The 13,007-nt window shown below is 72.5% G+C and carries 11 protein-coding genes; 2 read left to right on the forward strand and 9 right to left on the reverse strand.

From position 1 onward, the window contains the following. Nucleotides 1-79: 79 nt before the first annotated feature. Nucleotides 80-1,021: a transporter substrate-binding domain-containing protein gene (locus O7620_RS27065; RefSeq protein ID WP_278125917.1), complete on the forward strand. Its 942-nt coding sequence runs from the start codon at nt 80-82 to the stop codon at nt 1,019-1,021. Beyond that, a complete protein-coding gene (locus O7620_RS27070; RefSeq protein ID WP_151488038.1) occupies nt 1,018-2,163 on the forward strand; it encodes a hypothetical protein in 1,146 nt (381 codons plus the stop codon). Before O7620_RS27065 ends, O7620_RS27070 begins: the two co-directional genes overlap by 4 nt. Here O7620_RS27070 and O7620_RS27075 read toward each other — a convergent pair whose 3' ends face one another. The 9 genes from O7620_RS27075 to O7620_RS27115 form a co-directional block, all read right to left on the reverse strand. After that, a complete protein-coding gene (locus O7620_RS27075; RefSeq protein ID WP_278125920.1) occupies nt 2,164-2,460 on the reverse strand; it encodes a DUF3592 domain-containing protein in 297 nt (98 codons plus the stop codon). 18 nt (nt 2,461-2,478) lie between these two features. Beyond that, nucleotides 2,479-3,669, reverse strand: coding sequence for an acyl-CoA dehydrogenase (locus tag O7620_RS27080; RefSeq protein ID WP_278125923.1), 1,191 nt, complete (start codon nt 3,667-3,669; stop codon nt 2,479-2,481). Then, the gene (locus O7620_RS27085) at nt 3,666-5,642 is read right to left on the reverse strand and encodes a biotin carboxylase N-terminal domain-containing protein (protein WP_278125925.1); all 1,977 of its coding nucleotides are present in this window, start codon (nt 5,640-5,642) and stop codon (nt 3,666-3,668) included. Before O7620_RS27085 ends, O7620_RS27080 begins: the two co-directional genes overlap by 4 nt. A gap of 70 nt (nt 5,643-5,712) precedes the next feature. Further along, complete coding sequence (locus tag O7620_RS27090; RefSeq protein ID WP_278125926.1) at nt 5,713-7,314, reverse strand: carboxyl transferase domain-containing protein; 1,602 nt, start codon at nt 7,312-7,314, stop codon at nt 5,713-5,715. A 114-nt stretch (nt 7,315-7,428) separates the two neighbouring features. Then, on the reverse strand, nt 7,429-8,625 hold the full coding sequence (locus O7620_RS27095; RefSeq protein ID WP_278125927.1) for an acyl-CoA dehydrogenase family protein: 1,197 nt from the start codon (nt 8,623-8,625) through the stop codon (nt 7,429-7,431). Then, on the reverse strand, nt 8,622-10,298 hold the full coding sequence (locus tag O7620_RS27100) for an acyclic terpene utilization AtuA family protein (protein WP_278125929.1): 1,677 nt from the start codon (nt 10,296-10,298) through the stop codon (nt 8,622-8,624). The genes O7620_RS27095 and O7620_RS27100 overlap by 4 nt, the downstream gene beginning before the upstream one ends. Beyond that, nucleotides 10,295-11,092, reverse strand: coding sequence for a TIGR03084 family metal-binding protein (locus O7620_RS27105; protein ID WP_278125931.1), 798 nt, complete (start codon nt 11,090-11,092; stop codon nt 10,295-10,297). The genes O7620_RS27100 and O7620_RS27105 overlap by 4 nt, the downstream gene beginning before the upstream one ends. 37 nt (nt 11,093-11,129) lie before the next feature. Then, the gene (locus O7620_RS27110; protein ID WP_278125932.1) at nt 11,130-11,735 is read right to left on the reverse strand and encodes a TetR/AcrR family transcriptional regulator; all 606 of its coding nucleotides are present in this window, start codon (nt 11,733-11,735) and stop codon (nt 11,130-11,132) included. Nucleotides 11,736-12,241: 506 nt separating this feature from the next. Beyond that, complete coding sequence (locus O7620_RS27115) at nt 12,242-12,919, reverse strand: Crp/Fnr family transcriptional regulator (RefSeq protein ID WP_007073398.1); 678 nt, start codon at nt 12,917-12,919, stop codon at nt 12,242-12,244. Nucleotides 12,920-13,007: the final 88 nt, after the last annotated feature.

Raw genomic sequence — 13,007 nt, forward strand, 5'->3', positions numbered from 1 at the left:
GCCCGGCGCGTGCGCGTACGCAGTGGACCGGAGTGGTTACTCTCGGTGTTCCGCAGGCTGTTGCGTCAGCGAGGTCACCATGAACCCACGTAGATTCCAGTCCCGGCTCCGCGCCGTCGCGACGACGCTGGCGGTCGCCCTGACCCTCACCCTGGCCGCCGCCGGCGGCTGTGACAGTCGCAAGGAGCCGGACCTGCCGTCGGTGCAGGAGAAGCTGCGCGAGACGCACATCTACGGTCAGTCGAAGCTGCGCATCGGCGTGGCCACCGACGAGCCGCTGATGGGCGACCTGCGCAACGGTCAACACGTCGGGTTCGACGTGGAGATCGGCCGTTACGTGGCCGCCTCCCTCGGCTACGAGGGGGACCAGCGTCTGGAGTTCGTCTCGGTGGCCACCGAGGACCGCATCCCGGCCCTGCAGGGCGGCATGGTCGACCTGGTGGTGTCCAGTTTCTCCATCACCGAGGAGCGCAAGAAGCTGGTGAGCTTCGCCGGGCCGTATTTCGTCACCACGCAGGAGGTGATGGTGACGACCCGACTCAAGGACAAGATCCACACCATTGAGGACCTGCGCGACCCGGCCTACAAGATCTGCACCAGCGGCGGCTCCACTACCGAGGCCGAGTTGGAGAAGCGCCAGGTCAAGGCGTTGGTGGTGAAGGACGTCGCGGACTGCGTCGAGGGCATCCGGGAAGGGCGCTACGACGCGGTCAGCTCCGACGAGACGATCCTCGCCGGATTCCTGGCCAGCTATCCCAAGGAGTTCGAGATCGTCGACCTGCCCTTCGGCACCAGCGAACTGCTGGGCATCGGCGTGCCGATCGGCGACCCGGCGCTGCGCGACCTCGTCGCGTTCTTCCTGCAGAAGAGCTACCAGCAGGGCCGGGACGGCCAGGCGAGCCCGTGGCAGACCGCGTACAACCGGACCCTCGGCCCGTGGCTGCGCGCCGAGAAGCGCCAGCCGCAGCCGCTGGACGTGCCGAAGCTGGTCGACTTCGACGACAAGGCGCCCTCGAAGTGAGCACGGCACCGACCGCCATCGGTGGCGACAGTCCGGTCCCACCGCCCCGGGCCGCCGTGCCACCCGACGCCGGCGCCGTACCGGCCGGGTGGCCCGCCGCCGTGCCAGTGGCCGAACCCGCCGAGCCGATCGCCGACCGGGCCGAGCCGGGGCGCGTGCGGTGGGATCCGGCGGAGCGACGCGCGCGGGCCAGCCAGTCGTTCTGGACCGCCGTGGTGGGCGTACCGGCGATCTTCTCGGTGCTGCGACTCGGCGTGGAGGCCGGCGGGGAACTCCAGACCACACTGCTGCTGGTGGCCAACGTCGGCCCGGTCAACCTGCTCGCCGGCTTCCTCACCACCGCCGCCCGGCTGCTGTCCACCGGGCTGGTCGCCGTCTTCGCGCTCGGCGCGGTGCTGGCCGTCAGCGCGGACCGGCTGCCGCCGGGCACCCGTCGTCGTCCGCTCTTCGCCCGCTGGGCCGACGTGACCCCCGCCTGGGTGGTGCTCGCCAGCTTCCTGCTCGCCCTGCTCACCTGGCCGCTGCTCTACCTGCCGCTGCTGCTGCCCGCGTTCGTGGCCGCGTTCCAACTGCGCCCCGAGCGGCTGCACGAGCGGCACCTGCCCCGTGTGCTCCTGATCGTCGCTCTGCTCGCCGGGTACGGCTGGCTCCTGCTGCCCACGCTGCGCGACGCAACGGCACAGCGCGAGTGGTTGGTGCTGGCGCTCGTCGTGGTGCCGCCGCTGCTGGCCGTGTTCATCGCCGGGCCGCTGCCCGGCATGGTGATCCGACCGCTGGCGACGGTGACCGAGGTGGCGGTGCTGGCCATGCTGGTCTGGGCCGCGGTCCCGGTGATCAGCACCCCGGTGCTGCCGCTGACCGTCACCACCGTGGGCGCACCGGGCGGCCCCACCGAGGACGTACGCGGGCACGTGATCACCACCGACGACGTCAACATGGTGATCCTGCAGGAGCGCGGCGGCGTGCGGTACGTCCCGGTCGACCTGGTACGCGCGCAGGTGCTCTGCCCGAGCGAGGAGGAACTGCCCCGGCACCGGCTGCGTATCCACGACTTCCACGTCGAGGACTCGCTGCTGGAGGGCATGGGTCGCCGCGTCCGCCCGGTGCACCGGATCGACGCCGCCTGCCGAGCGCCGGGCTGATCAACCGGCGGACGTCGCCTCCCGTGCCCGGCGGTTGTCGCGCACGAGTGCGAGGGTGGCCAATGGCACGCCGACCGCGCCGAAGGCCGCGACACCGGCGAGCAGGTAGGCGATGCGGTGGTTCTGCGGGGCACGGCGGTCGGCCACCTCCGCCTCCGGGTCCTGCGGGTCGTACACGATGGGGATCTCGTCGCCCAAGGCCGGAACGGCTCCGGGCGGCTCGTCGCCCTGACCGACCAGCGCCTGCGACCGCCGCCCGTCCGCGGTGTCGAATTCGACGTGGATCGGTAGACCCAAGGTCTCTTTAGGACGGTGTCAGTAGGACTTGTCCTGGCCGAGGGCGTGCTGGGCGACGAAGTTGAGGATCATCTCCCGGCTGACCGGGGCGATCCGGCCGGCGCGCACCGCGCCGAGCAGGGTGGCCACCCCGTACTCGGTGGTCATGCCCGCCCCGCCGAGGGCCTGCACGGCGGTGTCCACGGCGAGCGCGGCGGCCTCCCCGGCGGCGTACTTGGCCATGTTGCCGGCCACCCCGGCCTCCAGGTCCCGGCCGGCGTCGTACAGGGTGGCCGCCTTCTGAATCATGAGGCGGGCCAGCTCGACCTGCACCGCCGCGTGGGCGAGGGGATGCGAGACGCCCTGATGCGAGCCGATGCTGCGGCCACCCCAGACCTTGCGGGTGGCGGTGTACTCGCTGGCCCGCTCGATGGCGTACCGGCCGGTGCCGGCACCCATCGCGGCGACCGTGATCCGCTCCGGGTTCAACCCGGCGAAGAGCGCCGGCAGTCCGGCGTCCAGCGACTCGCCGACCAGCGCGTCGGCGGGCACCCGCACGTCGTCGAGGTAGAGCAGGAACTGGTTCTCCGGGGACACGATCTCCATGTCCAGCTTGGAGCGGGTCAGTCCGGCCGCGTCGGTCGGCACCAGGAACAGCGCGGGCTTCAGCCTCTGCGGAGACGCGTCCCCTGAGCCGGCTGGGCCGTCATCGACGGCGACACGGGCCACCACCAGCACGTGACCGGCCTCGTCGACGCCCGAGATGTAGCACTTGCGGCCATTGAGCAGCCAGCCGTCACCGTCGCGGCGGGCCACCGTGCCGAGGCGGTGGAAGTTCGAGCCGGCCTCCGGTTCGGTGATCGCGAAGACGATCTTCTGCGACCCGTCGGCGAGGCCGGGCAGGTGCCGTTTGCGCTGCTCCTCGGTGCCGTGCCGGTTGAGTACGGTGGCCGCGATGGCGGGGGACACCACCAGCAGCAGCAGCGGGCAGCCGGCCGCGGCCAACTCCTCGCACACGATGGCCAGCTCGGTGATGCCGCCGCCCCCGCCGCCGTACTCGGTGGGGATGTTGACCCCCAGGTAGCCGAGCCGTCCCGCCTCGGCCCACAGCTCGGTGGTGTGTTCGCCGGCCTTCGCCTTCTCGACGAAGTAGCCGTGGCCGTAGCGCCGGCCCAACGCCCGCACGGCGTCGCGAAGCTGGTCCTGCTCGGGGGTGAGGTCGAAGGTCATCGGGGGTCCTCCTCGGGGTTGACCACGGCCAGCACGGCTCCGGTGTCCACCTGGCCGCCGACCGGCACCGGCAGTTCCGCGACGACGCCGTCGGTCGGGGCGAGCACGGGATGTTCCAGCTTCATCGCTTCCAGGGTGAGCAGTGGATCGCCGGCCGAGACGCGCTGGCCGACCTCGACGTGCACCCGGGTCACCGCGCCGGGCAGCGGCGCGAGCAGCGACCCGGCCGCCAGCTCCACCGTGGGCAGCGGGAGACGGGGCAGCTCGGTGAGGCTCGCCGCCCCCGCCGGGCCGTCCACGAAGACCTCCGACCCCACCCGGTGTACGCGCAACTGCCAACGGCTGTCCAGCACGGTCAGCACCACCCGGTCCGGGGTGGCCTCCTCCAGCCGGGCCGGGACCTCACCGGCCGGATCCGTCGACCATTCGGCAAGACTGCCGTCGCGGTCCAACCGGTAGCGGACCTCGATCTCCTGCCCGGCCCGGTCGACGTACCGGGCCACCTGGGGGAACGCCGGCACGTTGCGCCAACCGGAGGGGAGCCCGGCGAGCACGGGGGCGGTCGCCCGCCGCGCGGCGGCCGAGGCGAGCGCGGCGGCCAGCGCCGCCACCGGCAGCAGGTCGGCGGGCAGCAGCGGGGCGAACACCTCCGCATGTCGGTCGAGGAAGCCGGTGTCGACCTCCAGCCCGCCGAACTCGGGGCTGCGCAGCACCCGCACCAGCAGATCCCGGTTGGTGGCCACACCGTGCAGTTCGGCCCGCGCGAGCGCGCCGGCCAACGCCCGGGCCGCCTCGGCGCGGGTGGGCGCCCACGCGATCAGCTTGGCCAGCATCGAGTCGTAGTGCACGCTCACCGTCGAGCCGTCCAGCACGCCGGAATCCAGGCGCAGACCCTTGGTCGGCGTGAACTCGCCGGTAAACCCGGGGATGGCGAACCGGTGCAGGGTGCCGGTGACCGGACGGAAGTTCTGGGCCGGATCCTCGGCGCAGAGCCGTACCTCGATCGCGTGGCCGTCGGCCGGCGGAGTCGTCGTGAGCGGTAGCGGCTCGCCCTCGGCGACCAGCAGTTGCAGCCGGACCAGGTCCAGCCCGGTGACCGCCTCGGTGACCGGGTGCTCGACCTGGAGACGGGTGTTCATCTCCAGGAAGTGGAACTGGCCGTCGGGGGCGAGCAGGAACTCCACAGTGCCGGCGCCCACGTACTCGACGGCCCGACCGGCGGCCACCGCCGCCGCGTGCAGCCGGTCCCGCAACTCCGGAGCCAGGACCGCCGGAGCCTCCTCGACGATCTTCTGGTGCCGGCGCTGGATCGAGCAGTCGCGCGCCCCGAGGGCCACCACCGTGCCGTGGGTGTCACCGAAGATCTGCACCTCGACGTGCCGGCCGCGCTCGACGTACCGCTCGATGAAGACCGTGCCGTCGCCGAACGCCGCGGCCGCCTCGCGGCGCGCGGAGGCGACGGCCTCGGCGAGACCGTCCTGGTCGCGGACCACCCGCATGCCCCGGCCGCCGCCACCGGCGGTGGCCTTGACCAGCACGGGGTAGTCGGCCACCTGGCCGGCGTCGGTCCACGTGGGCAGCATCGGCACGCCCGCGTCGGCGAGCAGCGCCTTGGCGGCCATCTTGTCGCCCATCGCGGCGATCACCTTCGCCGGAGGGCCGACCCAGGTCAGCCCGGCGTCGTCGGTGACCCGCGCCGCGAACTCGGCGTTCTCGGCGAGGAATCCGTAGCCGGGGTGCACGGCGTCCGCGCCGGACCGGCGGGCCGCGCGCAGGAGCTGCACCATGTCCAGGTACGTCTCGGCGGGTGTTTTCCCGGGCAGGTGTACGGCCAGGTCGGCCTCGGCGACGAACGGCGCGTTCGCGTCCGCGTCGGAGTACACCGCGATGGTGGTGATGCCGAGGGCCCGGCAGGTGGCGAAGATCCGACGGGCGATCTCGCCCCGGTTGGCGACGAGAAGTCTGGTGATCACAGCGCCTGCCTTTCGTTCGCGACCTCGGTACTCCGCTTCGCTGCGTTCCTCGCGCTCACGGGGAGCCCGCTCACATCCGGAAGACGCCGAAACCGTCGGCGCCCCTCACCGGTCCGTTGTGGATCGCCGAGAGGCAGAGCCCGAGGACGGTACGGGTGTCCCGGGGGTCGATCACCCCGTCGTCGTAGAGCCGGCCGGAGAGGAAGAGCGCGCCGGACTGCGACTCGATCTGCTGCTCGACCATCATCCGCATCGCCGCGTCGGACTCCTCGTCGTAGTCCCGTCCACGGGCGGCGGCCGCCTGCCGGGCCACGATCGACAGCACACCGGCGAGCTGCGCCGGGCCCATCACCGCCGACTTCGCGTTCGGCCAGGTGAACAGGAACCTCGGCTCGTACGCCCGGCCGCACATCCCGTAGTTGCCGGCACCGTACGAGGCGCCCAGGTTCACCGTCAGGTGCGGCACCGTCGAGTTCGACACCGCGTTGATCATCAGGGCGCCGTGCTTGATGATGCCGCGCTGCTCGTACTCGGTGCCGACCATGTAGCCGGTGGTGTTCTGCAGGAAGATCAGCGGAGTGTCGGAGGCGTTGGCGAGCTGGATGAACTGGGCCGCCTTCTGCGCCTCCGCGCTGAACAGCACCCCGCGGGCGTTGGCCAGCACACCGATCGGCCAGCCGTGCAGCTCGCCCCAGCCGGTGACCAGCGCGTCCCCGTACGCCGGCTTGAACTCGTCGAAGTCGCTGCCGTCCAGGATCCGGGCCAGCACCGCACGCGGGTCGAACGGCACCTTCAGATCGGAGCTGACGATGCCGAGCAGCTCCTCCGGGTCGTACTTCGGCGGCTCCGGCACCGCCGTGCGTGGTGGCGGACCGTGCTTGCGCCAGTTGAGCCGGCGTACGCACTGCCGGGCCAGCCGGATGCCGTCGCGCTCGTCGGCGGCCAGGTAGTCGGCGAGCCCGGACGTGCCGGCGTGCATCGCCGCGCCGCCCAGCGACTCGTCGTCGGTGATCTCGCCGGTGGCCATCTTCACCAGCGGCGGCCCGGCCAGGTAGACCTGCGACCGGTCCCGAATCATGATCACGTGGTCGGACATCCCCGGCACGTACGCGCCGCCGGCCGTGGCGTTGCCGAAGACCACGCTGACCGTGGGGATGCCGGCCGCCGAGAGCCGGGTCAGGTCCCGGAACACCCGGCCACCCGGGATGAAGATCTCCGCCTGGGTGGGCAGGTCCGCTCCCGCCGACTCGACCAGGTTGACCATGGGCAGCCGGTTGGCCAGGGCGATCTCACCGGCCCGTCGGGTCTTCGCCAGGGACCAGGGGTTGACCGCGCCGCCGCGTACCGTCGGGTCGTTGGCGACGATCAGGCACTCCACGCCCTCGACCACACCGATGCCGGTGACCACGCTGGCCCCCACCGGGAAGTCCGTGCCGTACGCCGCGACCGGCGACAGCTCCAGGAACGGACTGTCCGCGTCGACCAGCAGCTCGATCCGCTCCCGGGGGAGCATCTTGCCGCGGGCGTGGTGCCGGGACACGTACTTGTCGCCGCCGCCCGCCCGCGCCTGGTCCAACGCGGCGTCCAGCTCGGTCAGTCGCTCCAGCAGCGCCGCCCGGTTCGCCAGGTATCCGGGCGCGGCCGGGTCGATCGCGCTGTCCAGGATCGTCACGGTGCACCCTCGATTCGCGGCTGCGGGGCTCGCAAAACCGGCTCACTCCTCGCGCTCACGGTGCACCCTCGATTCGCGACTGCGGGGCTCGCAAAACCGGCTCACTCCTCGCGCTCACAGGCCCATGCCTTTTGCGATGATCTCGTTCATGATCTCGGTGGTGCCGCCGCCGATCCCGAGGATCCGGGCGTCCCGGTAGTGCCGCTCCACCTCGGCGTCGCGCAGGTAGCCGAAGCCGCCGTGCAGCTGCAGCGCCTGGTCGACGACGTGGTCGCAGGCGGCCACCGCCACGTTCTTGGCCATCGCCACCTCGGTCACCACCGGCTCGCCGGCAGCCACCCGAGCGGCGACCTCGTGCACGTACGACCGGGCCGCCTCGGCCCGCGTGTGCATCTCGGCCAACCGGTGCCGGATCAACTGCCGGCTCGCCAGTGGACGTCCGAAGGTCTCCCGGTCCCGGCACCAGCGCACGGCCAGCTCGACGCAGCGCTGCGCGGTCGCGTACGCCTGGGTCGCCAGCGAGAGCCGCTCCGCCGCGAAGTGCTGCATGATCGCCAGGAAGCCGGTGTTCTCCGCGCCGATCCGGTTGGTCACCGGCACCCGCACGTCGGCGAAGGACAGCTCGGCCGTGTCCGAGCAGTGCCAGCCCAGCTTCTCCAACCGGCGTCCCACGGTGAACCCGGGCGACCCCTTGTCGATGATCAGCAGGGTCAGTTCACCGCTGCCGGGGAAGTCGGTGCACACCGCCGTCGTCACGAAGTCCGCCCGGTGCCCGCTGGTGATGTAGGTCTTCGACCCGTTCACCACGTAGTGGTCGCCGTCGCGGCGGGCCGTGGTGCGGATGCCGGCCACGTCCGAACCGCCGTCCGGCTCGGTGATCGCCAGGGCACCGATCATCGTGCCGGCGAGGGTGGGCCGGACGTACCGCGCGATGAGGCCGTCATCGGCGGGCGGCGAGGTCGCGCCGAGCCGGCCGCCGAGCGAGCCGCCGGTGCGGGCACCGGCCGCCGCCACCATGTGCGGCAACGCGATGCCGTGCGTGAACAGCGCTGCGACCAGCCCGGACGAGCCGCCGGAGCGGATCAGCTCCTCGGTCACGATGATCGAGTCGAGCAGATCCCCGCCGCTGCCGCCGACCGACTCGGGGAAACCGATGCCGAGCAGGCCGAGCTTCGCGGCGGTCGCGTGCAGGGCACGGGGTACCTCGCCGGCCCGCTCCCAGTCGTCCAGGTGCGGCAACACCTCCCGGGTCACGAACGAACGGGTCAGCTCGCGCAGCTGCCGCCGCTCCGGGGTGTCCACGAGGGTCATCGGGCCGCTCCCGTCGGCAGGTCGGCCGGCAGGTCGACGATCCGGGCACGCAGCAGCTCACCGAGCGCCTTGGCCTGCGGGTCGAACCGGGTGGACGCGGCCACCCCCGCCCCGAGCAGGCCCTCGATCACGAAGTTGACCGCGCGCAGGTTCGGCAGCTCGTAGCGCCGCACCGACAGCGGCGCGGTCTCCGGCAGCAGTTCGGCCAGCCGCTCGACGGTCAACCAGGCGCGCAGCCACGCGTATCCGGCGTCGGAGCGCGCCCAGACACCCAGGTTGGCGTCGCCGCCCTTGTCGCCGGAGCGCGCGCCGACCAGCTCACCGAGTGCTCCGCGCCGGCTCGGACCGTCGACCGGCGCGTCGCCGCCCGAGGTCGTCCCGTCCGGCGCCGTGGGTGCGGTACGGATCGGCGGGGCGATCGGCACCCGCGCGCCGCCGGGCAGCACCGCGACGTGGTCGACCCCGTCCTGCGGCACCTCGTCGGCGGTGAAGACGCCGTACGGTGTCGCGTCGCCCGGCAGGGTGGTCAGCGTGCAACCCGGGTACGAGGCGAGCGCCAGCTCCACGGCGGCGGCCGAGAAGGCCCGCCCGGCTCGCGTCCGGTCACTGTCACGCAGGTGTACGTGCAGCAGCGCGCTCGCGGCCTCGGTGTCGGCGGCGTCCGGGTGGTCGGTCCGGGCCAGCGTGAACTCCAGCCCGTCCTTGCCCACCGACTCCTCGATCTGCCCCCGGACCAGCGCCGCCTTCGCGTCGATGTCGAGTCCGCAGAGGACGAACGTCATCGAGTTGCGGAAGCCGCCGAGGTTGTTGACGCCCACCTTGAGCGTGGGCGGTGGTGGCGTGCCCCGGGCACCGGAGACCCGGACCCGGTCCGGCCCGTCGGGGCGCAGCCTCACCGTATCCAGCCGGGTGGTCACGTCCGGCCCGAGGTAGGCGGGCCCGCCGACCTCGTAGAGCAGTTGGGCGGTGACGGTCTCCACGGTGACCGCGCCACCGGTGCCCGGATGTTTGGTGAGCACGGTGGAACCGTCCGCGTACACCTCGGCGATCGGGAAGCCGGGGCGGTGCCCGCCGTCGGGCAGTTCGGTGAAGAAGCTGAAGTTGCCGCCGGTGACCTGCGCGCCGCATTCGATGAGGTGCCCCGCGACGGTTGCCCCGGCCAGCTCGTCGAGGTCGTCGCGGCCCCACCCGTACCGGGCGATGGCCGGGCCGACGACCAGCGAGGCGTCGGTGACCCGGCCGGTGACCACCACGTCCGCCCCACCGTCGAGGCAGGCGGCGATCCCGAACGCGCCCAGGTAGGCGTTCGCGGTCAACGCGTCCGGCCGCGAGATGGCGTCACCCTCGACGTATCCGATCCGGGCCGGCAGGCCCAGCCGGGTGGCGAGAGTCTCGATGGCCGTGGCCAGGCCGGCGGGGTTCAACCCGCCGGCGTTGGTCACGATCCGGACCCCCCGGTCGAGGGCGGTGCCGAGGCAGGTCTCCAGTTGACGCAGGAACGTTTTCGCGTAGCCGAGGCCGGGGTCGCGCAGCCGGTCCCGGCCGAGGATCAGCATGGTCAACTCGGCGAGGTAGTCGCCGGTCAGGACGTCGAGTTCACCACCGTCGAGCATCTCCTGCCAGGCGGTGAACCGGTCGCCGTAGAAGCCGGACGCGTTGCCGATGCGGATCACGCCGGTGCTCCGTTCCCGCTGACCGGCTCCCGGCCGCTACCCGGCGGCCCGGCGAAGGCCTGCGCCACGTCGAGCCACTCCTCGGCGACCGGGCCGCTGGCGAGCAGGGCGAGGTCCGCGCGGTGGCGGCGCTGGGTGACCAGGAGGCAGAAGTCGAGGGCGGGGCCGCTCAGCCGCTCGGCGGCGTCCGCCGGACCCCAGGCCCAGGTGTCGCCGCCGGGCCCGGCCAGCTCGACCCGGATCGGCGTCGTCGGTACCGGACGGCCGTGGGCGGCGAAACCGTGCCCGAGGGTACGCACGCCCAGGTGCGCCACGTGCCGGAGCCGGTCGCTGGCGGGGCGGACGACACCGAGGGCGTCGGCCACGTCCTCGCCGTGCGCCCAGGTCTCCATCATCCGGGCGGTCGCCATCGAGGTGGCCGACATGCGGGTGCCGTACCAGGGCAGTTTCGCGCCGGCCGGGACGGCGGCCAGGGCGTCGGCCAGTGCCGCCCGACCGGCGCGCCAGCGGGCGAGCAGCTCGGCCGGTGGCGCGAGGAACGCCTCGGCGCCATGGTCGACGAGTCGGGTCACGTCCGGCGCCTCGGTCACCGTCGCGTAGAACGCCTCGGGATCGGTGGCGGCCAGCAGCGCCACGTGGTCGGTCCAGGCGAGGTGGGCGATCTGGTGCCCGATGCTCCAGCCCGGTGCGGGGGTCGGCCGTGTCCAGTCGCTCGCGGGTAATGGTGCCACCAGGGCGTCCAGGTGGGCGGACTCGTCGGCCAGGTCCGTGAGCAGGTCGGTGAGGTCGACCATGGTGCCTCCGGTCGGTGGGGGCCGGTGCGGCCGGCGGTCAGGGCGTGAGCAGGGTGGCGAGCTGCCGTTTCCAGGTGGTGAGCAGGGCGGCGCGGCGGGCCGAGTCGTCGCTGAGCAGGTTGGCCACCCCGAGCCCGCGCAGCAGGTCGAGGGTGGCCTGCACCGCCTCGCGGACGCCGGGTCGGCGCTCGTCGACGCCGAGCAGGGCAACGGTGAGGCGGTGCATCTCCCGGCCGACGGTCGCCTCCAGCGGCACGAGGGCGTTCCGAAGCTCCCGATCCGTGCGGGCGGCGACCCAGAGTTCGAGTGCGGCCACGAACAGCGGCCCGGTGAACGCCGCACCGAGCAGGTCGACCACCCGGTCCAGCCGTTGCGGGCCGGCCGGCAGGGCCTCGGCCTCGGTGCGCAGCTCGTCGGCCCGCCGTTCGGCCAAATGGGCCACGGCGGCCGTCACGAGCGCGGCCTTCGTCGGGTAGTGGTGCAGCTGAGCGCCGCGCGACACTCCGGCCCGGGCGGCGACGACCGTGGTGGTGGTGCCGGACCAGCCGTGCTCGATCAGGCAGTCGACGGTCGCCTCCAGCAGCCGGGCCTGGGTGGCGCGGCTGCGCTCCTGCTGAGGGACACGCGTCGATGCGGCGGACACGGGAACAGCCTGCGGCCTACGAAACAAACAGTCAAGACTGACTTTTTCCAGTGCGCCAACGGCCGACCGCGCCCGGGCGGGGCTCGCCTGGCTTCCCACCGCCCTCGGCGCGTCCACTGTCCGGCCCTGGGTGCACTCCCCGTAGCCTGTAGAGCTGCCCCGGATATGGGGCGGACCCTTCGAAGTGGACAGCACGGACAGCACGGGCAGCACGGACAGCACGAACAGCACGGACAGCACGAACAGCACGGACAGCACGGACAGCACGGGCTCCAGTTCTCCTGGAGCAGCCACACACGTGACCCGCCCCACTTCTGGGGCAGCTCTACAGGCTGCGGAGGACACCACCCCAGCCGCCGGCCATAACCCCACCCGGCACGGCCCGTGGCCTTGATGCGCACGACGCTGCTCACGAGCGGCCGCCACGAACCAGCGATTCTGCGGCGGGCAGACGAAACCGTCCCCGCCTCCCGTCGGTGACGAGAGGCGGGGACGGGACGTACCGCTCAGACGCGGGCGCGGCGGGCCAGGCGCTCCGGGTCCAGGATGATGATGCTCTTGCCGTCCAGACGCAGCCAACCGCGCGAGGCGAAGTCGGCCAGCGCCTTGTTGACCGTCTCCCGAGAGGCGCCGACGAGCTGGGCGATCTCCTCCTGAGTGAGGTCGTGGGTCACCCGCAGCACGCCGCCGTCGCGGGTGCCGAACCGGCCGGCCATCTGGAGCAGGTTCTTCGCGACCCGGCCCGGCACGTCCGTGAAGATCAGGTCGGCGAGCGAGTCGTTGGTCCGACGCAGTCGCCGGGCCAGCACCCGCAGCAGCTGCTCGGCGATCTCCGGGCGGTTGTTCAGCCACGGCCGCAGCGCCTGCTTGCGCAGTCGTACGAGCCGGGTGTCCGTCACCGCGGTGGCGGTCGCCGTACGCGGACCCGGGTCGAAGAGCGACAGCTCACCGACCATGTCCGACGGGCCCATCACCGCGATCAGGTTCTGTCGGCCGTCCGCGGCGCGGCGACCAACCTTGATCTTCCCGGACAGCAGGATATAGAGACTGTCACCGGGCTCGCCCTCATTGAAGACGACCTCGCCCTTGCGGACCTCGATCGTCTCCATCTCCTTGGCGAGCGCCTCGGCAGCTTCCGGGTCAACACCCTGGAAGATCCCGCTGCGGGCCAGTACCTCATCCATCGCGCACCTCCGGTTGCGCGTGCCGTCCGTCGGCCGGGGCCGCCGTCCGCTGATCCCCTCGCGCGCCGCCAAGTCTAGGCGCACGTGA

It is taken from the genome of Micromonospora sp. WMMD710, assembly GCF_029626045.1.
GTDB lineage: Bacteria > Actinomycetota > Actinomycetes > Mycobacteriales > Micromonosporaceae > Micromonospora.